This is a genomic window from Pseudoalteromonas sp. Bsw20308 (assembly GCF_000310105.2).
Taxonomy (GTDB): domain Bacteria; phylum Pseudomonadota; class Gammaproteobacteria; order Enterobacterales; family Alteromonadaceae; genus Pseudoalteromonas; species Pseudoalteromonas fuliginea.
Genome location: NZ_CP013138.1, coordinates 3,136,361 through 3,160,532, shown reverse-complemented (window position 1 = coordinate 3,160,532; position 24,172 = coordinate 3,136,361). Strand labels below are relative to the sequence as shown.

Here is a 24,172-nt window from a genome sequence, read left to right as displayed (position 1 = left end):
ATAACGCCTTAATTTGGCGTGTTTCATAGACAAACACGTGTTTTAGCTACACACACTAGGTATTGAGATGGATCAAAAGCGTTGTGCCGTCGCCTCTAAAGAAAGCCTTAAGCGTATATTTACTGTACCTGAAGCGCCAGACTCAACTTTAAGCAAAATCGAGCTTGAAATTTCGAGTAATTTAGCAGGTTTCTTAAACGAAAATATTGCGGCAATTGAAAAACCATTACATGAAATAGAAAAAGACTTTCAATCGGCAGTGATCCCAGAAGATCCAACGTTTGTATCTGCTTATGCCCAAGACATTATGGAGCAACTTGTTGCGCATTCTGTGCATACAGCTGCGCCTAGCTTTATTGGTCACATGACCTCTGCTTTGCCGCATTTTTTATTACCGCTGTCAAAACTGATGGTAGGGCTAAATCAAAATCTAGTAAAAATAGAAACATCTAAAGCGTTTACGCCTCTTGAACGTCAAGTACTTGGGATGATGCATCATCTAGCTTATGGGCAAGAAGATTCATTTTATTCTAAATGGATGCACAGTGCTAAAACCTCATTAGGTGCATTTTGCTCTGGTGGTACGGTTGCTAATATTACTGCGCTTTGGATTGCGCGAAACCGTTTATTAAAACCGGATGGCGATTTTAGAGGTATAGGCGCACAAGGCTTAATTGCCGGTATGCTGCATTATGGCTATAAAGGTTTAGCGGTATTAATATCAGAACGTGGACATTATTCATTAGGTAAATCGGTTGATTTACTCGGCATTGGTCGCGATAACTTAATTGGTATTAAAACCTGCGAAAATAATAAAGTCGATGTAATAGCGATGCGCGAAAAAGCACGTGAGCTTGAAGCGCAAGGCATTAAAGTAATGGCCATTATTGGGGTCGCGGGGACAACCGAAACCGGTAATATTGACCCACTGGACGAAATGGCCGATTTGGCACAAGATATTAACTGCCATTTTCATGTAGATGCTGCATGGGGAGGAGCGACGCTTTTATCAAACACGCATCGTCCTTTATTAAAAGGAATTGAGCGAGCAGATTCAATTACCATTGATGCACACAAACAAATGTATGTACCCATGGGCGCTGGTTTAGTTTTATTTAAAGATCCTGCTGCAACTGATGCAATAGAGCACCATGCTGAGTATATATTACGTAAAGGTTCAAAAGACTTAGGTAGTCACACGCTTGAAGGTAGTCGCCCAGGTATGGCGATGTTAGTACATGCTTGCTTACGTGTTATTGGTCGTAAAGGCTACGAGATGTTAATCGATCGTAGTATAAAAAAAGCACATTATTTTGCTGGTTTAATTAAAGCAGATGAAGATTTCGAACTTATTTCAGAGCCTGAGCTGTGTTTACTAACGTATCGTTATGTACCTAAACAGATTAAGCAGGCAATAAAAGATGCTGATGCAACAACACGTTTAGACATTTTTGCATCACTTAATCGTTTTACTGCGAGTATGCAAAAGCGTCAGCGGGAGTCTGGTCGCTCGTTTGTATCACGTACACGCCTAACGCCATCTAAATACGATAATCAACCTACTGTTGTATTTAGAGTGGTCCTTGCAAACCCACTTACATCAGGCGCTATTTTAAAAGATATTTTAGCCGAGCAAAAAGAACTAGCTAAAACAGATCCTGTATTTAAAAAGTACCTCAGTAAGTATATGTAGCTAATAGGGTGTAATTTAAAACAAGAAGACGCTTAATTGCGTCTTTTTTTTACTTGGTTACTTAATAAACTTGAGGGATTAAACCTAACGCTAATTTCTTATTTACAACTGTATGAACACAGGAGTAATACCAATCCGCTTAAATATAGGGTCTATTTAACGTTAAGGAAATTACGCTAGAACTAGGCAAAAAATTTTGTATCTAGTTGCTCTAAATAATTATTTTCTGTTGTCATCGATAAGATTTTTTTATCTCAAAATAGGGCACTTAATTAAGTTAATTGATATTAAAACAGCTGGCTTTAATAATGTTACTGATAATTTTTTGTGACGGTTTTATTTTTTCCATTGCTAAAAACTCATCAGGCTGATGGGCTTGATCTATTGAGCCCGGCCCCATAACGATTGTTTCACACCCTAATTGCTGAATAAAAGGTGCTTCAGTACAGTAATTAACAGCTATTGCTTTTTGCCCTGCTATTTTTTCAGCTAATATCACTAAAGCACTGTCGGTGTTGCCAGTAAAGGCTGGTATTGGCTCGTGTAAATCAATTACGCTGACCGCATTGGGGTATTGTTGATTTATCTCTTTCGTTGCATCAAGTATTAATGCTTGTAACTCTTTTACACTCAAACCTGGTAATGGGCGCATATCTATATGCATTTCGCAGCAAGCACAAATTCGGTTAGCGTTGTCGCCGCCATGAATATTACCAAAATTTAATGTTGGGTAAGGTATTTCAAAGTGGCTTAATGAATACTTATGCTTTAACTGCTCTTTTAAGAACAATAATTTTGAAGTCACTTTATGCATGATTTCTATGGCGTTGAGACCACGTTCGGGATCAGAGCTATGACCTGAGCGTCCAATTACTCTAATCGCTGTACTCATATGTCCTTTATGTGTAAATACCGGTGTCATATCAGTAGGTTCACCAATTATACATCGCGCAGGTTTTAAATTTGGGTGCTTACATATTTGCTGTGCACCTGCCATTGTGGTTTCTTCGTCGGCAGTGGCGAGTATTAAGATAGGCTGGGTTTGCTGCTTTTCATCAAGTTCACTAATCGCTTGTAATACAAACGCAAAAAAACCTTTCATATCAATGCTACCGAGCCCATATAATTTATTGTCGAGTTCGGTAAGTTTAAACGGATTATGATTCCAGCGACTATCATCAAACGGGACAGTATCGGTGTGGCCCGCGAGCATTAATCCACCATCTCCTTTGCCACGTTTAGCTAATAAGTTATAGCGACCTTTACCTCCTTCTAATTCAATGATTTCACATGTAAAGCCAAGTGTTTCGCACCACCTCGCAAGTAGTTCAATTACGCTTTTATTACTCATACACTGACTATCTTCAATTGCACTGATAGACGGAGCTGCAATCAATTGTTGATACATAGAAATAAACGATGGCAAAGGCATAAAAAAATCCAAAATAAGTATTCAATTTAATTGCATAACAATATAAAAGTATTTATGATGAATATCAATTCACTTTTTAAGCATAAATATATTAAAGTAACGTTATGAAAACAATGCGACGATAATCAAAATTCATTAATAAAAGGCTAAATTAGCGCCAAGGCTAGTTTAAGCGAACAAGATAGACAAGTAACAACTAATTTTAAGATAACGAGTAACAAATGAATGTAGTGATTATTGGCGCAAGCGGTTACAGCGGCGCAGAGTTAGCAAGTTTAGTTGCTAAACACCCAAACTTAACTTTAGCGGGTTGTTATGTATCAGAAGGCAGCTTAGATAAAAATAAATTGCTAAGTGATTTATATCCTGAACATCTAGGCTTGCTCGACTTACCATTACTCCCTCTTGGTGAATCAGCTTTTGATTACATTCAAACTAGTGCTGACTATGTGTGCTTATGTACAGACCATAAAGTGAGTGTTGATTTAGCACCGCGTTTTTTAGCAATGGGTAAAAAGGTATTTGATTTATCTGGTGGCTATCGCCTTGCAAGCAATGATGATTACGTTACATATTATGGTTTTGAGCACCAACATCCTGAGCTATTAAATAAAGCTGCTTATGGTTTAGCTGAGTGGAATGGCGAAGCTATTGCCAATGCACGGTTAGTCGCTGTTGCTGGATGCTACCCAACGGCCGCACTAAATGCATTAAAGCCTTTGCAACAAGCCGGTTTATTAAGCGAACAGAGTATTATTATTAATGCGGTATCGGGAGTTACCGGCGCAGGGCGTAAAGCCAGTGTAGGAACGCATTTTTGTGAAGTGTCGCTTGCACCTTATGGTTTGTTTAATCATCGCCACGGTCCTGAAATTGAGCAACATCTTGGTCACCAAGTCTTATTTACGCCGCACTTAGGCAATTTTCCTCGTGGTATTTTAGAAACTATTTATGTGCAGTTAAAGCCTGAGGTAACAAGTGAGCAAGTAACACAAGCGTATCAGGTACTTGCCGATGAGCCACTTATTCGTTTATTAGGCGATAAAATCCCATCAATAAAAGGTGTAGCTAAGCAACCTTATGTTGATATTGGTTGGCAGCAGCAAGGATCGCAATTAATTGTTATTGCAGCAATAGATAATTTATTAAAAGGCGCTGCAGGTCAAGCTTTACAGTGTATTAATCTATCAATGAATTTAGAGCATACCACGGGCTTAAAAGGAGCGTTTTAAATGAGTAAAAAAACGTGGGTTATTAAACTAGGTGGTGCTGTACTTAATACAGAAAACGCGGCTAAAGCATTGTTTGATGTACTTAATGAGCAACAAAATGCTCAGTTTGTAATTGTACACGGTGGCGGTGCACTTGTTGATACTTGGCTAAAAGAAGCTGGTTTTGCCAGTGCTAAGCACCAAGGTTTGCGTATCAGCCCTGCAGAGCAAATGCCTTACATCGTAGGTGCACTAGCAGGTTGTGCCAATAAACAATTAATGACTCAGGCTATTAGTGCAGGGCATAAACCGGTTGGGTTAAGTTTGTATGAAGCGGGTGTTACTGCTACTCAAAAGTTAAAAGCACTTTGTTTAGTAGGTAAATGTACAAGTAACGATGATTCTATTATTAACGATTTACTTAAAATTGGCAGGCTACCGATCGTTAGCTCTATCGGTTTTGATGAGCAAGGCCTTTGGTATAACGTAAATGCTGATGAAGCTGCAGCGGCTATTGCTAGTAATTTAAACGCAGAACTTATTTTTATGACTGATGTAGAAGCGGTGCTTGACGCAAATAAGCAGCCCTTACATCAACTTGACACAAAACACATTGATACTTTAATAGATGAAGGAGTAATTGTGGGCGGGATGGAGGTCAAAGTTAAGACCAGCCTTCACGCTGCCCAACATTTACGACGCGGTGTGTATATTTCCAGCTGGCAAAAGCCAGAAAATTTAACTGACTTGCTTGAAGGCAAGCATGTCGGAACTAAAATTACACCATAGGTTTATTATGTTTAAGAATTTTTTAACCGGTTTAGAATTAGACCAAGAAGGCGCACTTAATTTACTAAAGTTAGCGCAAGACATTAAAGTAAAACCAGAGAAATACAGCCAAGTATTAGCTGGTAAATCGGTTGTAACGTTATTTGAAAAACAAAGTTTACGTACGCGTTTATCATTTGATATAGGTATTAATCGTCTTGGTGGTCACGCGGTTTATTTAGATCAGCAAAATGGCGCTATGGGTGCACGCGAATCAATTAAAGATTTCGCTCTTAATATTTCAACATGGGCTGACGGGATTGTAGCGCGTGTTAATCAACACAGTACGCTAACTACATTAGGTGAATATTCATCGGTACCGGTGGTTAATAGTTTGTGTGATTTGTATCACCCGTGCCAAGCACTCGCTGATTTTTTAACGCTTCAAGAAGTACATGGAGATGTAAGTGAGCTTAAAGTTGCTTACTTAGGTGAAGGTAATAACGTAACTCATTCATTGATGTTGTTAGCAGCTACACTAGGTACAGATTTTGTAGCTGTAACACCAAAAGGGTGCTCACCAGATTCACAAATACTTAAAAAAGCAGAGCAGATTGCAGCAATGAACGGTGCATCAGTTATGGTGAGCGACAGAGTTGAAGCTGCTGTTGGCGCAAATGTTGTTTACGCAGATACTTGGGTATCAATGGGTAATACAACACCAATTGAGCAAGTTAAAGCCAAGTATATGCCATATCAGCTAAATCAGGCATTGCTAGATCAAACCGGTGCTACGACGGTATTACACTGCCAACCGGCGCACCGTGAATTTGAAATTACCTCAGAGGTAATGGATGGTCCAGCATCTAAAATTATTCAACAAGCAGAGAATCGTATGCACGCGCAAAATGCTCTGCTAGTTACATTATTAAATCCAAATTTTGTTAAGGAACACCTATGAGTTCAATTAAAAAAGTCGTTTTAGCCTATTCAGGTGGTCTTGATACATCGGCTATTGTGCCATGGTTAAAAGAAAACTATGGTTGTGAAGTTGTTGCGTTTGTAGCAGATGTAGGTCAAGGGGCAGAAGAACTTGAAGGCGTAGAAGCTAAAGCAATTGCCTCTGGTGCATCTGAATGTTATGTAGTTGACTTAAAAGATGAAATGGTAAGTGATTACATTTACCCAACACTTAAAACGGGCTCAATTTATGAAGGCACTTATTTATTAGGTACCTCTATGGCGCGCCCAATTATAGCTAAAGCGCAAGTTGAAATAGCGCGTAAAGTAGGCGCTGATGCACTTTCTCATGGTTGTACTGGTAAAGGTAATGACCAAGTTCGTTTTGAATCATGCTTTGCAGCACTCGCACCTGATTTAAAAGTAATTGCGCCATGGCGTGAGTGGGACTTATCGAGCCGTGAGTCATTACTTGATTACTTGGCGGAGCGTGACATTCCGTGCTCAGCATCAGCGACAAAAATTTACAGCCGTGATGCTAACGCATGGCATATTTCACACGAAGGTGGCGAGCTTGAAGATCCATGGTGTCAACCAACTGAGCAAGTATGGACATGGACTAATTCTCCAGAGCAAGCACCAGATAAATCAGAACTCGTAACTTTAAAAGTTGTTGAAGGCGAAGTGGTTGCTGTAAATGGCGAAGAACTTAAACCATATGACTGTTTAGTTAAATTAAACGATATTGCATCACCTCATGGTGTTGGTCGTGTTGATATTGTAGAAAACCGTTTAGTAGGCATGAAGTCACGCGGTTGCTACGAAACGCCCGGCGGTACAGTTATCATGGCAGCACTTCAAGCAATTGACGAGCTAGTACTTGATAAAGCAAGCCGTAAATGGAAAGAAGTGCTGGGTGGTGAATTTTCGCATTTAGTATATGACGGCCGCTGGTTTACACCACTTAAAGATTCTATTTTAGCCGGTGCAGAAGCGCTTTCTAAAGTGGCAACAGGTGAAGTCGTACTTAAATTATATAAAGGTCAAGTAACTGCGGTTCAAAAGCAGTCGCCAAATAGTTTATATAGCGAAGCATTTGCCACATTTGGTGAAGATGATGTGTATGACCAATCACACGCTGAAGGCTTTATTCGTTTATTCTCGCTTTCAAGCAGAATTTCAGCACTCGCTAAAAAGTAAATTATTACGCCCCTGTAAAAGGGGCAATACAGGGTTTGGAGATATTTCATGGCATTATGGGGCGGACGTTTTTCTACGGGTCCAGATGAGGCGTTTAAGCAATTTAACGACTCTCTTCCCTTCGATTATCAGTTAGCAGAGCAAGACATTATCGGCTCTGTGGCATGGGCTGGCGCACTTGAGCAAGTTAATGTGTTATCGAGTGATGAGCACAAAGAACTCGTTGCAGCATTGTATGAGTTACTTGAAGAAGTAAAAGCTGATCCACTCGCTGTAGCTACATCGGGCGCAGAGGATATTCACTCGCATGTTGAAGCTGCATTAATCGAAAAAGTAGGTGATTTAGCTAAAAAATTACATACAGGCCGAAGCCGTAATGATCAAGTCGCAACAGACTTTAGATTATGGTGCCGTGATACCGCTGAGCATATTTTAAAAGCAATTGAGCAACTTAAAGGCGAGTTTGTATCTTTAGCTGAGCGTGAACTTGGTACTATATTGCCCGGTTATACTCATTTACAGCGAGCACAGCCAGTATTATTTAGCCACTGGTGTATGGCTTACGTAGAAATGCTAGAGCGTGATGAAAGTCGCTTGCAAGACGCGAAAGCGCGCATGAATTTTTGTCCACTAGGAAGTGGTGCATTAGCCGGTACTGCTTACCCAATTGATCGTCAAGCACTTGCGCAAGGTTTGGGTTTTACTGGTGCGACTAAAAATAGTCTTGATGGCGTCTCTGATCGCGATTTTGTTGTAGAGTTATTAAGCTGTGCATCGATTTCGATGATTCACTTATCGCGTATGTCAGAAGATTTAATATTTTATAACTCGGGTGAAGCTGGTTTTATAGAGCTTGCAGATAACGTGACATCGGGCTCATCGCTTATGCCACAGAAAAAGAACCCTGATGCATTAGAACTTATCCGTGGTAAAACGGGTCGTGTATTTGGCGCGTTTAGTGCGATGATGATGACCTTAAAAGCACTCCCTCTTGCTTACAACAAAGACATGCAAGAAGATAAAGAAGGTATATTTGACGCTATGCCAACATGGCTTGCGTGTATTCATATGGCACAAGCTTGTATTAAGGGCGTTAAGGTAAGAGGAGATCGTACACTTGCTGCTGCTAAAGGCGGTCATGCTAATGCAACAGAGCTTGCTGATTATCTCGTCGCAAGAGGCGTACCTTTTAGAGAGGGGCACCACATTGTAGGCGTCCTTGTTCAGCTTGCTATTAGCGAAAATAAAACGCTAGAAGAGCTTTCGCTTGAGCAATACAAATCAGTTAATGATGTTTTTGAAGACGATGTATACCCGGTATTAGAAATTGATGCGTGTATAAAAGCGCGCCAAGCTCTTGGCGGCACATCGATTGAGCAAGTAACTGGTGCAATTAAAGAAGCCAAAAAAAAACAGCAAATAACGGTTCGTGATGCAAATCTAGATGACGTTGAATCTATAGCTAAGCTCATTCAGCATTGGGCTACAGTTGGCGAAAATCTACCTAGAGCTAAAAGTGACATGGTGCATTCTATAAATGAATTTGCGGTCACTGAAATTAACGGTAAGGTATCGGGCTGTGCCTCGCTGTATATATATGATACAGGTCTTGCTGAAATTCGCTCTTTAGGTATTGATCCTCAAAGCGTTGTTACTGGGCAGGGGCGGCAACTCGTTGAGCATTTATTAATTAAAGCTAAAAAACTGGCGCTGAATAGAGTGATTGTACTAACGCGTGTGCCTGACTTTTTCGAAAAGCAGCGCTTTACCTTTTGCACTAAAGACAGTTTGCCAGAAAAAGTAATGAAAGATTGTGAGCTTTGTCTTCGTAAAGAAAATTGCGATGAAGTTGCTATGGAATTTATTTTAAAGCCAAGTAAAAGTGTGGAGATCCCGTGTAAATACGTGGCTTAAACTCCCTGGATACAAAAAACGTACGGTTATCCCTGTGCGTTTTTTTATATCTAAAACAAACTGGTTTGATCTGTTGCATTTTTTAAAGTGTCAAATAAAGTTGGCATACAGGTTGCTTTATTATAGGTGGGTGGCAAAAATGGCTACCTAGATTAAAACAGGTAACATGTTTACCTATATAATAGCGTGATAAAAGTCGCGCAAACTATAATTTTATAAGGATTAATAACATGCAAATTTCAGCGAATAACCAAGTACAAATGCAAGCATATAATAAAACACAACAATTAAAGCCTGCAATGGAACAAACTGCTAGCCCTAAAACCCTGCAATCTGATACAGTAAGTATTTCTCAAGAGGCTATTGCTGCAGCAAGTAGTGATAGCTTACAACGTGGCGGGGGCAGTGTAATGCCTGTCAGACCAAAGTAATAATTTAAGGTTTTAAATGATTCTAACTGAGCTTTTTGGGTTGTTCTCACTGTCTGCTTTTACGATGTGGGGATTTCTGATGACTTTCTTTTTTAATGTGTTTGTATACTCATTAGATTTAAAAAGAGGTACAACTCTTCTGCTCAGTTCATTTATTATGATGATATCTTATACCTTATCTGACTACTTCTATACATGGCTTTCTATTAAAAACTCAATATACTTGGATTGGGCTTTGTATGATATTTCTACTATTTTAGCGTTAATATGCATATATAAAATAACCGAAAAAACAACACCTTCTTTTTTGTATTTAATTGTTGGATTGTCTATAAATTCGATTTTCTTTTTTTGTATGTATTTAGATATGTATATATTCGGAAATATGGAACGATGGTTTTTTTGGGATGTTTATACATACGCAGTTAATTTAATGGACTTAATTATGATAGTCGCATTAATTGTTGATAGAGACTTCCTAGGTCTTCATAAGTTAAAGAACAAAACCCTCAGTTACTTCAAATCAAACGATACCCACAAATTAACCTAGTTTAATATGTACGTTACTGAAGCCTTAACGGATTATGTAGGAGCTTTCTCCCAAAGGGGTCTTTTTAATGGCTTTCTTATGCTGTTTAGCTATTAATATAAATAAGGAAAGTAAGTCTCCTGTTTATTTATCTGCGCTTATGCTCTGCTCATATATTTTTAGTGGCTACATAGATTTATTAGAAAATTTATATTTAAGCTGGGCACTCTACGATTTCATTACAATTTTAGCTTTGTTAACTTTACAGTGCTTCAAAGTGCTCCAACGTTCTGTAGCTTTTCACTTAATCATAATTTCGTTAACAATAAATGCTGTACTCACCCTCGTAATATATTATGACCTATACGTTTTATATAACTATGAGCCTTGGTGGTATTGGAGTGTTTATTCTATTGGCGGAAATATGTTCGATGTTTTAATGATTCTTTCACTAGTATTCAATAAAAATACCATTTTTAAAAGGGGTGCTGCATTGAACTTTAAAAAGTTGAAAAATATTGAATGAACTTTTAATTAGCCCAACAGTTTCTTTGTACATAGGTGCATTTGTACAATGGGGATTCCTTATGGCCTTTTTGTATTCCCTTGCTCATTCGATTAATAAGCCTAATAAAGAAAAAGTGTATTTGTCTTTGGTTATGAGTGTTTCATATTCATTTAGTATATTTACAAATATGAATACGGTAACTTATCTTGATTTTTTATGTTTTGATATTTTAACTATTATAGCTCTTACACTTCTAAGGCGATTTCTAAAAAGGGATGTTGCCTATATATATCTTCTAACTGGTTTGACTATAAATTCAACCCTGCACCTTTTTATGCACTATGATATTTATGTACTAGATAATGTTGATTATTGGTGGCTTTGGAATTTTTATTTAATAGTTATCAATTTAGTCGATCTCACAATGGTAACTATTCTCTTTTTTAACAAAGATTTTTTAGGTTTAGTTAAGTTTACTAAATTTTTAACTGAAAAATTTAACAGGTCACGCCATGCCTGACTTTCTATGGAGGCTGGCTGGTTTATACGACTATATAATTATTTTTATTACATGGTTTTTTGTTATTGCTTTTTTATATAATTTGTCTATTAGCATTAACAAGTATGACAAAAGCTGCACACAGCTTGCATTCATTATGGTGGTATCTTACACCTCAAGTATTTTTATGGATCCCTTTAGCAACACACCTCATTTGACCCTTTTCATATTTGATATCGTAACTATATTTTTTCTGATTATATGGCGGAGCTATTTTAGTAAAAGCCTCCCTATAGCCTTTTATTATCTTTTAGTTGGACTTAGCTTTAACGCATTTGTTTTTTTTGGAATGCACTACGACAGTATTGTTTTAGGAAATTTAGACTACTGGTGGTTTTGGGCCTTGTATGTAATCGGGCAAATAATTTCTGATTTAACAATGCTTTTAGCTCTCCTAATTAATAAAGACTTTTTAGGTTTGGTTGCATTAAAACGTTATTTATTTGGCAGTACAAAAAGCATTCATAAAAAGGTTGAATAGAATGGAGGGTCTATTTTGGCAATTAAATTCAATTAATGAATATTTTGGAATACTTATTACATGGCTTTTTGTTTTTGCTTTTTTGTTCACTCTATCAATTGCTATTAATAAGCAAGATAAAAGCCGAGTTCATCTTTGCTTTATTATGATGGCTTCGTACACATCTAGTTTATTTATGGACATAACTACTGCAGCTCCACATTTAAAGTTGTTTATATTTGATGTACTAACAATTGCCGCTATTCTTATGTGGCGTATTTTTTTAGGACGTAAAATACCGTACGGATTTTATTATCTTATTGTAGGGCTTTGTATCAATGCCTCACTGTTTATGGGCATGTATATTGATAATACTCTTTATGGCAATTGGGACTTTTGGTGGCTGTGGATGCTGTATGGTTTCTTTATGCTTGTTATTGATATTACGATGGCACTAATATTAATTATCAATAAAGACTTACTGAAGCTGGTTTGGTTAATTAAAAAATTAAAGACATCATCTATATCAAAGCTAAATTAGCGCATACGAGTTATGCGCTAACGCAGTAAATTACTATTGGGCACCACAGCCCAATTTAGTTTTTAGCGCTTTGACAATTACAGGGTCCACAAACTCGCTTACATCACCATTGTGACGTGCTACTTCTTTAACGAGTGTTGATGAAATAAATGAATTTCGCTCTGCGGGCGTTAAAAATACACTTTCTAAATCGGGGTTTAGGCGACGGTTCATATTTGCGAGCTGAAATTCATAATCGAAATCAGATACAGCCCTAATACCACGAATAAGCACATTAGCATTATGATCGCGCGCAAGGTCAGCCAGCAAGCCTGAAAATCCGATAACTTTAACATTACCTAAATGACTCAAAATGGTATTAGCAAGTTCAACACGTTCTTCTAGGGTAAAGCAGGGTTTTTTACTTGGGTTGTGGGCAACAGCAACTAATACGGTATCAAACATTTTTGCAGCACGATGAATCAAGTCTGTGTGCCCATTGGTAAGCGGATCAAAAGTGCCTGGGTAAATTGCAGTAACGTTCATAATATTCACTATTTATTATTTTAGCGTTAGTTTAACAGTGTTTAGGGCACAAATCAGCTTTGCCCAAATAGATTATTTATTCAGTTCCTAATGATGGTTAAGGAGTAAGTGTGTTTTAATCGATAATATTTGTTTATACTGCGTGGTCTATTTTTAGTGTAATGTAGTGCATAAGATAATTAGAGTATTAGCGTATGAATACCAAGGATAAAATAATACACACCAGTATTTCGTTATTTAATGAGCAAGGTGAGCGTGCAATATCAACCAATCATATAGCGTCGCATTTAGGGATGAGCCCCGGTAATCTTTACTACCATTTTAAAAATAAAGAAGACATTATTCGTCATATATTTGCGTTATATCGCGATCATTTAAGTACGCAATTTAAACCTATCAACAAAAATGACGATGCATTTAACCACTTAACAGCTTATTTAGATTCGTTGTTTGAATTGATGTGGCGCTATCATTTTTTTTACGACAACCTCGGCGATATACTCGCCAGAGACGCTGATTTGAAGCAAGCTTACATTGATTTCCAACTCGAATTATTAGAACAAGTGCGAAAAATTATACTGGGGCTTCGCGACAGTGAAATGATTGCAATTGATGAGCAAGATGTCATTGATTTAGCCCATACGCTTAAGCTAACGGTTAGCTTTTGGACGCCTTATATAAAAGCCCGCAGGCCAAGCGGTACCCTTGCTGAGCAAGATATATATCACGGTATTTTAAAAGTACTTACATTGTTTAGAGCGTATAGTACTGATAAAAGTATCGATAAAATGAACCTGCTACGCGAAAAATACACCGAATTAGCACAACACGCGCAAACTGTTGCCTAATCGCTAGTCATTGGCTGTTTCCTAGACGCTGAATTTTTTGCTATAATCGCGCGCCAAATGCCTGGGAGCGCGAATTCCCGCAGTCTAAGAGTGAACTATGCTTAAATTTATCGTCAAACTACATCCTGAAATAGCCATTAAAAGCCGTTCAGTCCGTAAACGCTTTACTAAAGTGTTAGAAAATAACATTAAAATTGTATTGCGCCGTGTTGACGAAAAAGTACAAGTTAGAAATAACTGGGATAATATTTCAGTTGTTACAAAGCTTGAAGATGCGCAAGTTCGTTTAGATTTTATCGATAGCCTTAAACGCATACCTGGCATCGTTCAATTTATTGAAGTAACCGAAACACAATTCGAAACTCTTGATGATATTTACCAAAAAACAATAGCGTTAGTTGGGCATACAATTATAGGTAAAACCTTTTGTGTGCGTGCTAAGCGTATAGGTCAACATGACTTTACCTCAACTGATTTAGAGCGTTATGTTGGTGGTGGATTGAATCAACATATTGAAGGCGCAAGCGTTAAACTTAGCCGTCCAGAAGTAACAATACGTTTAGAAGTAAAAGACGACAAAGCTTACATTGTTTCGCAAACGCATTTTGGTATGGCTGGTTTTCCACTACCAACGCAAGAAGACGTGCTTTCTCTTATGTCAGGTGGTTTTGACTCTGGCGTAGCAAGTTACCAAATGATTCGTAAAGGCGCACGTACGCACTTTTTATTCTTTAATCTAGGTGGCGCAGCGCACGAAATTGGTGTTAAGCAAGCAAGTTACTACTTATGGAAAAAATACAGCTCTACACATAAAGTTAAATTTGTAACGGTTGATTTTGAACCTGTTGTTGCTGAAATTTTAGAAAACGTTGAAAACAGCCAAATGGGTGTTGTGCTTAAACGTATGATGATGCGAGCTGGAAGTGTAGTGGCTGAAAAGTTAAACATTCAGGCACTTGTCACTGGTGAAAGTATTGGCCAAGTATCTAGTCAAACATTAGCGAATTTAAGCGTGATTGACCGTGTTACTGAAACGCTTATTTTACGCCCGCTAATTCAAAATGATAAACAAGAAATTATTAATCTTGCTCGCCAAATTGGTACAGCTGAAATGGCAGAAACAATGCCTGAATACTGTGGTGTTATTTCTAAAAAACCGACAGTTAAAGCCAAGATTGAAGTAATAGAAGCCGAAGAAGAAAAGTTCGATTTTGATGTGCTAGATACCGTAGTAAATAACGCACGTATAATGGATGTGCGTGATATTGACGTTGAAGCCAAACAAGAACTTAAAGAAGCGGAATCGGTTGCTGATTTACCTTTAGGCTCTGTGGTAGTTGATATTCGCTCACCAGAAGAAGAAGAAGCTGCACCGCTAGAAATCGACGGTGTTGAAGTGGTGCATTTACCGTTCTTTCGTCTGGCGACTAAGTTTGGTGATTTACCAAAAGACACCGACTACTATTTATATTGTGACAGAGGCGTAATGAGCCAACTACAGGCACTTATGCTGCACGAACAGGGCTTCGAAACTGTAAAAGTTTATCGCCCGTAAAGTTAAAGCTTATGTAAGCGTGGTTTATACCACGCTTTTTTTTGCCTTAATTTTGACAAGTAACTCATCGTTGTAAGGCGTTGGAATACCGTGAAGTTTACCTTGCTGGTTAATATAGCCGCATATAGCTGAGATTTCAGTTTCTCTGTTATACGTTAGATCTTGCTGCATTGATGAGTAATTATTTGCGGTTAACTCCATTATTTTATAAGCGGTATTGAGTGCTTTAATTAATGGAATATTAAGCCCTTGAGCCTTTGCAATATTACATGCTTCAGTGAGTGCATTAAAAATTATTGTGTTGTACTTAGGTGCACGTAATTCGCCATTTCTTACATTACTTAAAGCGCTTAATGGGTTAATGGCAATATTTACGAGTAGTTTTTCAAAACGAAGCTGCTGAATGTTATTAGTAAATGTTAGGTTGGGTATTACTTTAAAAATATCAGCTATTGGCGCACTATTTTGAAGTGCTAGCTCATTACAGCCACCAATAACGCTTTGTCCTTCACCAGTGTGTTGCACAATATATTGGTTTGATTTAAAGCCCGCTATGCTTGTCGTTAAAAAGTAGAGTGCTTGATGGGTGTTTAGTTGGCTATTTACCTCATCAACATTACCCATTCCGTTATGCGAAAGTACAATAGAGCAATGAATTGGTAAAAATGGCTTTATTTGTGAAAACGCATCAAGTACTTGAAAAGCTTTAACAGTAAATAAAACAACATCAAATTCAGCAGCTTTATTTAGCTGATTTAATGAAATAAATTGAGCGTCAATTTTTTTAGAGGTCCCTTTACCTCGACTATAAAAGCGGGTATTTGTTGGGCTTTTACGAGTTAAAACACTGACATTATGCGATGCGCTTAAAAAGTGGCTAAGTAATAAGCCAATAGCACCATCGCCAACGATTAAAATATTAGCCATATGGGTTCTTTTTTCGAGATGTAAAAATTACTCTAAGTAAAAAGTAGCTTGCAGCACCTGCAAAATCAGCAAAAAAATCACCGAGTGATGCCTGCCTATACGGGAGTGCGTCTTGCATTATTTCTATAGATGCGCCATAGCCTGCCAATAAAAGTATTTGCGCATATAAAGGAAGTTTAAACGCTTTATCCATTATTATGGCTAGTATAAAAAAAATCCCAAAATGGGCAACTTTATCAACATGAGGGAATAAATTTACAACGCCACCTTTTATTTCTTTAGCAAATAAAAGGGTAAAAGCCACAATGCTAATTAAAAAAATTGCTTGGTAAACACGCCTTGTCACGACAAATCCTAAAATCGCTTAAAAAAGAGACCGAAGTATATCAAACTAATTTAGTATCGCACCTGAACAAGATGCAGAAAAATGTAAAGAATTATAATTTTAGCGTTATAATTGCCACATAAAATTAAGATTAAATAGTTAGGAGAAACCTATGCCTTCATTTGATATTGTATCTGAAGTAGAAATGAACGAAGCTAAAAATGCGGTTGATAACGCCAACCGTGAGCTAGAGACCCGTTTTGATTTTAGAGGTGTTGATGCATCTATTGAATTAAATGACAAAACAATTAAATTAAAAGCTGAAGCTGATTCTCAAGTTATGCAATTGTTTGATATTTTGGCAAACAAAATCTCTAAGCGTGGTATGGATGTATCAAGCTTAGAGCTTCAAGATATTACTCGTGCAGGTAAAAATGTATTTCGTAACGTTGGCTTAAAGCAAGGTATCGAAAAAGACATGGCTAAAAAAGTAGTTAAGGCCATTAAAGACTCTAAAGTTAAAGTTCAAGCCGCTATTCAAGGCGAAGAAGTACGCGTTACTGGTAAAAAGCGTGACGATCTTCAAGAGGCTATGCAAGTAGTGCGTAGCGCTGAGCTAGGTCAGCCTTTTCAGTTTAAAAACTTTCGCGACTAAAGTACACCAGCTAGAACCTAGCTAACGAGTGTGTAAAATGTATTAATAAAAGCTAAGCAGCAATGTTTGGCTTTTTTTGTGAGGTTATTTTTCGTATTTATCATAAATGAATCTATCTTTAGCTGTATAGACGTCCATTGACATTTATAAACAAAATACCCACAATAGCGGCATATTTTCAAGGTGCTTGCTAGCCACTTCATGTAATGATTTTTTTAGCAGGATAATCGGGAAGTTGGTGAGTTTTCATGATGACTACAAGCCCAACACTGCCCCCGCAACGGTAAAGTATTGCATGTTTTATATGCTTGCTGAGTCCGGAGACCGGCCTTGATGCAATCTTACTTACTTAAATCTTTGCGGTGGGCAAAGGTAGGGGACATCATGCTAAACAAAACAACTCTAGGCGTTGCAATTTCTGCTGCGCTTTCATTTTCTGTGTCTGGTGCAGAGCAATCAATTGAAAAAATAACCGTTACAGCTAATAAGTTTGAGCAATCAATTAACGACGTTTTAGCGAGTGTAAATGTTATTGAACGTGCTGAAATAGAAGCAAGTAACGTACGCGATTTACCTACACTTTTAAGCACGCGAGTGGGTTTTCAGGTTAATCCAAACGGTGGTTTTGGTCAAAATACAGGTGTGTCACTTCGTGGTACGGGCTCTGGCGATACGTTGATTTTAATTGACGGTGTACGTACAGGCTCAGCAACACTTGGTCAAAAAGCACTAAATAATGTTCCTCTAAATAGTATTGAACGCATAGAAATTATTAAAGGCTCTCGCGCGGCTGTTTATGGCTCTGATGCACTCGCTGGTGTTATTAATATTATTACACGTGAGTCAGATAACTTATCCCTAAGCGCTACATTTGGTTCTGACTCTTATCAAAATTATCAAGTGGCAGGCTCTGTAAAATCAGATGATATAACAACAGCATTTAACGCAGGCTTTGAAAAAACAGATAACTTTGATGCACTGCAAGGCGTAGCACCAGATGAAGATGGCTATGAAAATAAAAACCTTGGTTTTAAAGTAAATTACACCGATGCACATTACGGCGACTTTAAGTTATTAGGCCAATACAGTGAAGGCTATGCAGATTACGACAGTCGCTTTAGTCCAGCCACAAGTACTATAGAAACAGGTGATTTTAAAAACTATCAGCTTTCTGCAGGTTGGAGTAAAAACTACACTAACCAAACGCATAGTATTGATTTAGCGCTTTCAACAGATGATTCTCACGATACCTCAGCATTTGGTGTAAATGATTTTATAACGAAACGTGTGCAATTTGATTATAACGGTCAATATATATTATCTGAAGAGCTTAATATTAGCGGTGGTGTTAACTGGTACAACGATGATGTATCGCACAGTTCAACGCAGTATGATATGCAAGAGCGTGATGTATTAGCAGTATTTGTTGGGGCTTATTACAATGCTGAAAAAGTGTTAGCTAATTTAACAATTCGCCAAGACGATGATGAACAATTTGGCGACGAAACAACATATACAGCTGCTGCGGGTTATCATTTATCTGAAGACGCCACGTTCCGCATAAGCCAAAGCACTGGTTTTAAAGCACCTACATTTAACGATTTATACTTTCCGGCTTTTCCTGGTTTTCCACCTTCATCTAATCCTGATTTAGAGCCTGAGAAATCATTAAATCAAGAGATTGGGTTAAATGTAGATTTTGATATAGCAAGTATTGACGTTGCTATTTTTAGAAATGATATTGAAGATAAGATATCTTTAGATTCTAACTTTTTTCCTATCAACTTAAATGAAGCACGCTACGAAGGGGTTGAATTTAGCTTATCTCAGCAGTTTTTTGGTTTTGATAGCAACCTTAACTTTGCTTACTTAAGCGCTGAAGACGAAGAAACGGGCGCAGAGTTACGTAATGTTGCTAAACGTACTTTTAACTGGGAACTTGCAAAACAGTTTGGTGCTTTTGATGCAAGCTTAGACATGCAATACCGTAGCGACCGACAAGGTGCTGTGACTCGCTTAGGCTCTTATACACTTTGGAACTTAGCGGGTAATTATCAAGTAAATGAACATATTGAAGTTTCGCTTCGTGTAGAAAACTTATTTGATAAAGAGTATAACGCTGTTGATTCAAACGCTGATTTTACAACGGGTGAAGTGTATTACTACAACACGCCAGAGCGTCGCTTTTTTGCAGGCGCAAGCTACCAGTTTTAACGGTATTTATTAATATTAAAAAGCCCGACATATGTCGGGCTTTTTAATGTGTAGCTAAGTTTAACTACTCAAATTAGCTAGTCAGCTAAGAATTCTTTAAATACGGTTTCAAACTTGTGTAACTTAGGTGCTATTAAAATACTACAGTAACCCTGTTGTGGGTTTTCGTTATAGTAATCTTGGTGATAATGCTCTGCTGGGTAATACGTAGTGGCAGGGCTGACTTCTGTCACGATTGGCTCAGCAACATGGCTTTGCAGTTGAGCTATCACTTCGTTGGTTTGCTTAAGTTGAGCTTCATCGCGATAGTAAACCACACTTCTATATTGTGTGCCTATATCGTTACCTTGGCGATTCAATTGTGTTGCATCATGCAGTGTGAAAAACATTGCTAAGAGTGTTTCAAAGCTAACTACAGTCGCGTCAAATTCAATTTTAACAACCTCAGCGTGACCGGTTGTGCCTGAGCATACAGAATCATATGTTGGGTTATTTGTTTCACCGCCGGTGTAGCCAGAGCTTACGGTTAGTACGCCATTTACACGTCTAAATGCAGCATCTATACACCAAAAACAGCCGCCACCAAATGTTGCTACTTGCGTTGTTGAGCTCATAAGTATTCCTAAAATGTATATGGGGTTTAAGGGCGAGCATAAATTGTATGCGCCGCAACAACAAGGTTACGGCGCAATTAAGAGGCTAGATCTCTTCGAAAGGTTTTTCAGCAGCTTGTTTGTCTAATTTTTGCTGTAAAAACTCAGGTGATTGAGTGTTACGTGCAAGTGCATAATATGCAGCAGGTACAACAAAAAGAGTTAGTAGGGTCGATACAATAACCCCAGTAAACACGACTACACCTATCACCATACGGCTTTCAGCGCCCGGACCTGAAGCAAGTACTAAAGGTACCGAACTCATAACCGTAGTCAGCGAGGTCATAATAATAGGGCGCAAACGCTGAGTTGCTGCTTGCAAAATAGCTTCACTAAATTCAACGCCTTTATCGCGCAGTTGGTTAGTAAATTCTACAATCAAAATACCGTTTTTAGCACTTAGCCCTATGAGCATGACAATACCTATTTGGCTGTAAATATTTAAAGTAAGTCCTGTAGCCCAAAGTCCGAACATAGCGCCCATTAAACCAAGTGGTACGGTAAGCATAATGACGAACGGATGCATAAAGCTTTCAAACTGCGCTGCCAGTACTAAAAAGGTAACGGTGAGTGCAAGTATAAATACGTAGGTCATCGCTGATGCGCCTTCGTAATAAAGTTGCGACTCGCCTTTGTAATCTACGGCGCCATCTATATCGTTTTCTTGCGCGGCTACTTCGTTTAAAAAGTTAAGCGCTTGCTCAAGCGTATAACCGTCGGCTAAGTTGGCGCTTAATGTAATTGCGCGCATACGGTTATATCGGTTTAAGCGCGATGCGGTTGCTTCTTCTTTTAAGCTGATAAGGCTATCAAGTGGGACTAGTTCACCGCTTCGTGATTTAAGGTATATATTTGAAATGTCAGTAGGGTTAGTAAAGTCTTCTTTAGTCCCTTTTAAAATTACATCGTATTCTTCACCACGGTCAATAAAGGTTGTAACACGGCGCTGGCCAAGCATTGTTTCAAGTGTACGGCCTACATCAGATACAGAAACGCCTAAATCAGCAGCCTTGTTTTTATCTATGCTGACTAAAAACTGCGGGAAGGTTTCTTTATAATCATGATCGATTCTTACTAAACCTGGGTTTTGTTCGGCACGCTTAATTATACGGTCACGCCAGTCGGCAAGTTGAGCGTAATCATTACCTTGCAATACAAACTCAATTGGACGAGAAGAGCCACCACCGCCAATACCACGGCGCATAATGGCAAACGCACGTACATCGGTAACTTCTTGCATTTTACCGCTTATTTCGTCCATTACTTCCCATGTTGAGCGTTTGCGCTTATCCCAATCGGCCATACCAACAATCGCAACACCGCCGCTGCCACCCCAGCCAGGCACTCGAACAAGTACACGACTTAGCTCACCCGCTTGCGAGTAAGGCATTAAGCGTTCTTCAATTTTAGCCATATTAGCGGCATTATTTTCATAACTTGCGCCCTCAGGACCGCTCATCATAATAAAGAACGTGCCACGGTCTTCTTTTGGCGTTAGTTCAGAAGGAACTTGTAAAAACAACGAGTAACTAACAAAGCCAGCTAATAATAGGCTCACCATTAAACCCCATTTACGGGTTATGTTAGTGGAGAGTGAATTACGGTAACTTACTTCAATTTTAGTAAACTGGCGGTCCATCCATTGGCTAAATTTATTTGGTTTGTCTGATACTTTAAGTACTTTAGAACACAAGGCTGGAGCGAGTGTCAGCGCTGTAACACTTGAGAAAAATACGGCAGCACTTACCGCCATAGCAAACTCAGTAAATAACGCTCCTATACGGCCATCCATAAACACCAATGGCACAAAAACAGATATTAGTACAAGCGTGGTTGCTACTATGGCAAAACCTACTTCGCGCGCGCCTCTAAATGCAGCTAGTAACGGCGGCTCACCCAGTTCAATACGACGGTGAATGTTTTCAAGCATTACAATGGCATCATCTACTACTAAACCAATGGCCAGTACTAAGGCAAGCAAAGTGAGTAAGTTGATTGAGTAGCCCATTGCTAATAAAAACATAAAGCTACCAACAAGTGCAACCGGTACGGTAACAGCTGGAATAAGCGTTGCTCGTATATTGCCTAAAAACAAAAATATAACGAGTACGACTAAACCCATAGAGATGGCAAGTGTGCTGTAAACTTCACTAATTGATTCTTTAATAAATACTGATGAATCGTAGCTGTCTTGAATTGTAGTGCCTTCAGGCAAGTTTCGTTTGATTTTTTCAAGCTCACTACGTGCGTTATCTACTACGGTAAGTGTGTTTGCTTTAGCTTGTTTTACAATACCCAGGCCAATCATATTACGCCCGTTACCACGAAATAAGCTTTCGTCATCGGCAGCTTCTAATTGTACGTCGGCAACTTCACCTAAACGCACTAAATAACCTTCATCACCACGTTTAATAACAAGGTTTTTAAAATCGCGCTGATCTTTATAACTACGTGCGGTACGCACGGTAAAGTCGCGATCTATTGATTCTATTTCGCCGGCGGGTAATTCAACGTTTTCTGTACGCAGTGTATTTTCAATATCGCTTGAGGTAATACCGCGTGCAGCCATTGCTTGGCGGTTTAGCCAAATTTTCATAGCGTATTGGCGCTCACCACCAATACGCACGTTAGATACACCATCTACAACGGCTAAACGGTCAACAATGAAACGCTGCGCGTAATCAGAGAGCTGTAACGAGTCCATTGTTTCGCTGTTTAATACAAACCAGGCGATTGGGCTTTCATCACTATTTGATTTAGACACTTCTGGTGGGCGTACCTGATCGGGCAAGCTATCAAGTGCACGTGCAACACGTTCACGTACATCGTTAGATGCTGCATCTATATCGCGGTTAATATCAAACTCAATGGTAATGTTTGAACGCCCATTACGGCTTGATGAATTAATACTTTTAATACCTTCAATACCCGAAATACGGTTTTCTATTATTTGCGTTATTTTGGTTTCTATAATTTCGGCAGAAGCACCAGTGTATTCAGTGCTGATATTTACAATCGGTGTTTCAATATCAGGGTATTCACGAAGCGGTAACATCGTAAACGCAACTATCCCAAAAGTGAGAAGTAGTAAATTAATTACAATGGCAAAAACGGGGCGTTTAACGCTAGTATCAGTAATTTTCACGTATTACCCCTTTACGCTTACTTTACTTCCAGAGCGAATTTTTATTAGCCCTTCAGTAACAATTTGCTGACCATCAGTTAAACCTTCGTCGATAGCAACCCAGCCATTATTTCTGCTTGCAACATGTACTTCAACTTTATTGGCTACTCCGTCTTGAATTTGAAAAACAAAGTGTTTGTCTTGTAAAGGGATAACCGCTTTTTCTGGCACCATTAAAGCTTGGTTGCTGCTTAGCTCAAGTGCTGTATTTAGTAACATACCAGGGCGAAGTAATCCTGATTTATTCGCAAAACTTGCTGTTACTTCAACACTGCGTGTTACCGAATCAATACGTGAGCTAATATGCGTTACCTTGCCGTTAAATGTCTGCCCTGGGTAGGCATCGTTTTGGGTAAGTACTTTCATGCCCATGTTTAATTGTGCTAAATATTTTTCAGGCACTTTAAAATCAACTTTAATAATACTAATATCATCAAGTGTGGTGATTATTGTAGCGTTGTTTACGTATGCACCGACTGATATTTCACGTTTACCTAGCAGGCCAGAAAAAGGGGCTGTAATAGTCATTTCATTTAACTTAGTTTTAGCGCTTTCTAGTTGCGCCTCTGTTGCATCAACGCGAGATAGCTGCTCTTCTAACAATGACTTTGCAGTTGATTGAGAGCGTGAGAGTTCGGTTAAGCGGTTGAGTTGACGTTTCTCTTCTTGTAAATTAATGCCAAGCTCTTTAACTGCAAGTTGTTCTTGCTTACTTTGTAGTTGCACTAATTTTTGGCCTTTACTAACTAAGTCACCGTCTTTAAAGTAAATATCTGTGACATAATCGTTTTGGGCACTTTTAATATAAACAGCTTGGTTAGCACGTGCACTACCAATGGCTTCTATCATTACCGCGTTTTCTTGTGATGTCACCGTATGCGCAGATACCTGAGTAGACATTTTAGATAAGTCGGCTTGTTCACCATGGCTTGACGGTAAATATAAGTAAACGCTAAATATCAAAAGTAGCGTAATAATAAATGGAAAAAGAGCTTTGCCTGATTGTCTTGAGTACATCGTTTTCATACCTGAAAATTAATTGTAAGTATTGTACGAAATAAGACCGGAGAAAGGCGGTTA

Annotated in this window: 22 protein-coding genes and 1 riboswitch; of the genes, 15 read left to right on the top strand and 7 right to left on the bottom strand. The window is 38.6% G+C overall.

Translation table 11 applies throughout. The annotated features are described in order from the left end of the window. Positions 1–67: 67 nt before the first annotated feature. Entirely contained in the window at positions 68–1,693 is a 1,626-nt protein-coding gene (gene panP, locus D172_RS14000; protein ID WP_007377849.1) for a pyridoxal-dependent aspartate 1-decarboxylase PanP, read from the top strand. A 277-nt stretch (positions 1,694–1,970) separates the two neighbouring features. Here the strand turns inward: panP and argE are convergent, their stop codons facing one another. Continuing rightward, positions 1,971–3,125 (bottom strand): acetylornithine deacetylase, encoded by a 1,155-nt coding sequence (gene argE / locus D172_RS13995; protein ID WP_007377848.1) that lies wholly within the window; start codon positions 3,123–3,125, stop codon positions 1,971–1,973. A gap of 221 nt (positions 3,126–3,346) precedes the next feature. Here argE and argC point away from each other — a divergent pair, with 221 nt between their 5' ends. From argC to D172_RS13940, 10 genes are all read left to right on the top strand, one after another. Continuing rightward, complete coding sequence (argC, locus tag D172_RS13990; protein ID WP_007377847.1) at positions 3,347–4,357, top strand: N-acetyl-gamma-glutamyl-phosphate reductase; 1,011 nt, start codon at positions 3,347–3,349, stop codon at positions 4,355–4,357. Further along, on the top strand, positions 4,358–5,125 hold the full coding sequence (gene argB, locus D172_RS13985; RefSeq protein ID WP_007377846.1) for an acetylglutamate kinase: 768 nt from the start codon (positions 4,358–4,360) through the stop codon (positions 5,123–5,125). A 7-nt stretch (positions 5,126–5,132) separates the two neighbouring features. After that, on the top strand, positions 5,133–6,065 hold the full coding sequence (locus D172_RS13980) for an ornithine carbamoyltransferase (RefSeq protein ID WP_007377845.1): 933 nt from the start codon (positions 5,133–5,135) through the stop codon (positions 6,063–6,065). Continuing rightward, a complete protein-coding gene (locus tag D172_RS13975; RefSeq protein ID WP_007377844.1) occupies positions 6,062–7,264 on the top strand; it encodes an argininosuccinate synthase in 1,203 nt (400 codons plus the stop codon). Before D172_RS13980 ends, D172_RS13975 begins: the two co-directional genes overlap by 4 nt. Positions 7,265–7,312: 48 nt before the next feature. Then, positions 7,313–9,178, top strand: a complete 1,866-nt coding sequence (gene argH / locus D172_RS13970) for an argininosuccinate lyase (RefSeq protein ID WP_007377843.1) — start codon at positions 7,313–7,315, stop codon at positions 9,176–9,178. Between the two features lie 230 nt (positions 9,179–9,408). Then, positions 9,409–9,609, top strand: coding sequence for a hypothetical protein (locus tag D172_RS13965; RefSeq protein WP_007377842.1), 201 nt, complete (start codon positions 9,409–9,411; stop codon positions 9,607–9,609). Positions 9,610–9,625: 16 nt separating this feature from the next. Continuing rightward, positions 9,626–10,159: a hypothetical protein gene (locus D172_RS21740; RefSeq protein ID WP_033015339.1), complete on the top strand. Its 534-nt coding sequence runs from the start codon at positions 9,626–9,628 to the stop codon at positions 10,157–10,159. 497 nt (positions 10,160–10,656) lie between these two features. Then, positions 10,657–11,166 (top strand): hypothetical protein, encoded by a 510-nt coding sequence (locus D172_RS13950; protein ID WP_050484154.1) that lies wholly within the window; start codon positions 10,657–10,659, stop codon positions 11,164–11,166. Then, positions 11,159–11,686, top strand: coding sequence for a hypothetical protein (locus tag D172_RS13945; RefSeq protein WP_007377840.1), 528 nt, complete (start codon positions 11,159–11,161; stop codon positions 11,684–11,686). The genes D172_RS13950 and D172_RS13945 overlap by 8 nt, the downstream gene beginning before the upstream one ends. Position 11,687: 1 nt before the next feature. Further along, positions 11,688–12,206 carry a hypothetical protein gene (locus tag D172_RS13940; RefSeq protein WP_007377839.1) on the top strand — a complete coding sequence of 173 codons (519 nt, stop codon included), beginning with the start codon at positions 11,688–11,690 and terminating at the stop codon, positions 12,204–12,206. A gap of 33 nt (positions 12,207–12,239) precedes the next feature. On the opposite strand, the gene coaD is transcribed toward D172_RS13940, so the two are convergent. Continuing rightward, positions 12,240–12,731: a pantetheine-phosphate adenylyltransferase gene (gene coaD, locus D172_RS13935; RefSeq protein WP_007377838.1), complete on the bottom strand. Its 492-nt coding sequence runs from the start codon at positions 12,729–12,731 to the stop codon at positions 12,240–12,242. Between the two features lie 194 nt (positions 12,732–12,925). Here coaD and D172_RS13930 point away from each other — a divergent pair, with 194 nt between their 5' ends. Both D172_RS13930 and thiI read left to right on the top strand, forming a co-directional pair. After that, the gene (locus tag D172_RS13930) at positions 12,926–13,579 is read left to right on the top strand and encodes a TetR/AcrR family transcriptional regulator (protein ID WP_007377837.1); all 654 of its coding nucleotides are present in this window, start codon (positions 12,926–12,928) and stop codon (positions 13,577–13,579) included. A gap of 97 nt (positions 13,580–13,676) precedes the next feature. Beyond that, positions 13,677–15,134, top strand: a complete 1,458-nt coding sequence (thiI, locus tag D172_RS13925; protein WP_007377836.1) for a tRNA uracil 4-sulfurtransferase ThiI — start codon at positions 13,677–13,679, stop codon at positions 15,132–15,134. Positions 15,135–15,158: 24 nt separating this feature from the next. Here thiI and D172_RS13920 read toward each other — a convergent pair whose 3' ends face one another. Then, positions 15,159–16,061 carry a ketopantoate reductase family protein gene (locus D172_RS13920; protein WP_007377835.1) on the bottom strand — a complete coding sequence of 301 codons (903 nt, stop codon included), beginning with the start codon at positions 16,059–16,061 and terminating at the stop codon, positions 15,159–15,161. Further along, positions 16,054–16,407: a VanZ family protein gene (locus tag D172_RS13915; RefSeq protein ID WP_007377834.1), complete on the bottom strand. Its 354-nt coding sequence runs from the start codon at positions 16,405–16,407 to the stop codon at positions 16,054–16,056. Before D172_RS13915 ends, D172_RS13920 begins: the two co-directional genes overlap by 8 nt. A gap of 151 nt (positions 16,408–16,558) precedes the next feature. Here D172_RS13915 and D172_RS13910 point away from each other — a divergent pair, with 151 nt between their 5' ends. Then, positions 16,559–17,041 carry a YajQ family cyclic di-GMP-binding protein gene (locus tag D172_RS13910; protein WP_007377833.1) on the top strand — a complete coding sequence of 161 codons (483 nt, stop codon included), beginning with the start codon at positions 16,559–16,561 and terminating at the stop codon, positions 17,039–17,041. Between the two features lie 164 nt (positions 17,042–17,205). Further along, positions 17,206–17,389, top strand: a riboswitch (cobalamin riboswitch). Positions 17,390–17,425: 36 nt separating this feature from the next. Beyond that, positions 17,426–19,255, top strand: coding sequence for a TonB-dependent receptor domain-containing protein (locus D172_RS13905; protein WP_007377832.1), 1,830 nt, complete (start codon positions 17,426–17,428; stop codon positions 19,253–19,255). A 77-nt stretch (positions 19,256–19,332) separates the two neighbouring features. Here the strand turns inward: D172_RS13905 and msrA are convergent, their stop codons facing one another. The 3 genes from msrA to D172_RS13890 all read right to left on the bottom strand — a co-directional run bounded on the left by msrA (position 19,333) and on the right by D172_RS13890 (position 24,109). Then, positions 19,333–19,869: a peptide-methionine (S)-S-oxide reductase MsrA gene (msrA, locus tag D172_RS13900; protein ID WP_007377557.1), complete on the bottom strand. Its 537-nt coding sequence runs from the start codon at positions 19,867–19,869 to the stop codon at positions 19,333–19,335. Between the two features lie 85 nt (positions 19,870–19,954). Beyond that, positions 19,955–23,053 (bottom strand): efflux RND transporter permease subunit, encoded by a 3,099-nt coding sequence (locus D172_RS13895; RefSeq protein ID WP_033023738.1) that lies wholly within the window; start codon positions 23,051–23,053, stop codon positions 19,955–19,957. A gap of 3 nt (positions 23,054–23,056) precedes the next feature. Next, positions 23,057–24,109, bottom strand: coding sequence for an efflux RND transporter periplasmic adaptor subunit (locus D172_RS13890; RefSeq protein ID WP_007377555.1), 1,053 nt, complete (start codon positions 24,107–24,109; stop codon positions 23,057–23,059). Positions 24,110–24,172 lie beyond the last annotated feature (63 nt).

Coding starts and splice junctions, on each gene's coding strand:
- msrA (WP_007377557.1), bottom strand. CDS start 19,869: ATGAGCTCAACAACGCAAGTAGCAACATTTGGTGGCGGCTGTTTTTGG.
- D172_RS13920 (WP_007377835.1), bottom strand. CDS start 16,061: ATGGCTAATATTTTAATCGTTGGCGATGGTGCTATTGGCTTATTACTT.
- D172_RS13930 (WP_007377837.1), top strand. CDS start 12,926: ATGAATACCAAGGATAAAATAATACACACCAGTATTTCGTTATTTAAT.
- D172_RS13945 (WP_007377840.1), top strand. CDS start 11,159: ATGCCTGACTTTCTATGGAGGCTGGCTGGTTTATACGACTATATAATT.
- D172_RS13965 (WP_007377842.1), top strand. CDS start 9,409: ATGCAAATTTCAGCGAATAACCAAGTACAAATGCAAGCATATAATAAA.
- panP (WP_007377849.1), top strand. CDS start 68: ATGGATCAAAAGCGTTGTGCCGTCGCCTCTAAAGAAAGCCTTAAGCGT.
- argE (WP_007377848.1), bottom strand. CDS start 3,125: ATGCCTTTGCCATCGTTTATTTCTATGTATCAACAATTGATTGCAGCT.
- D172_RS13890 (WP_007377555.1), bottom strand. CDS start 24,109: ATGTACTCAAGACAATCAGGCAAAGCTCTTTTTCCATTTATTATTACG.
- thiI (WP_007377836.1), top strand. CDS start 13,677: ATGCTTAAATTTATCGTCAAACTACATCCTGAAATAGCCATTAAAAGC.
- coaD (WP_007377838.1), bottom strand. CDS start 12,731: ATGAACGTTACTGCAATTTACCCAGGCACTTTTGATCCGCTTACCAAT.
- D172_RS13910 (WP_007377833.1), top strand. CDS start 16,559: ATGCCTTCATTTGATATTGTATCTGAAGTAGAAATGAACGAAGCTAAA.
- D172_RS21740 (WP_033015339.1), top strand. CDS start 9,626: ATGATTCTAACTGAGCTTTTTGGGTTGTTCTCACTGTCTGCTTTTACG.
- argC (WP_007377847.1), top strand. CDS start 3,347: ATGAATGTAGTGATTATTGGCGCAAGCGGTTACAGCGGCGCAGAGTTA.
- D172_RS13975 (WP_007377844.1), top strand. CDS start 6,062: ATGAGTTCAATTAAAAAAGTCGTTTTAGCCTATTCAGGTGGTCTTGAT.
- D172_RS13980 (WP_007377845.1), top strand. CDS start 5,133: ATGTTTAAGAATTTTTTAACCGGTTTAGAATTAGACCAAGAAGGCGCA.
- argB (WP_007377846.1), top strand. CDS start 4,358: ATGAGTAAAAAAACGTGGGTTATTAAACTAGGTGGTGCTGTACTTAAT.
- argH (WP_007377843.1), top strand. CDS start 7,313: ATGGCATTATGGGGCGGACGTTTTTCTACGGGTCCAGATGAGGCGTTT.
- D172_RS13940 (WP_007377839.1), top strand. CDS start 11,688: ATGGAGGGTCTATTTTGGCAATTAAATTCAATTAATGAATATTTTGGA.
- D172_RS13905 (WP_007377832.1), top strand. CDS start 17,426: ATGCTAAACAAAACAACTCTAGGCGTTGCAATTTCTGCTGCGCTTTCA.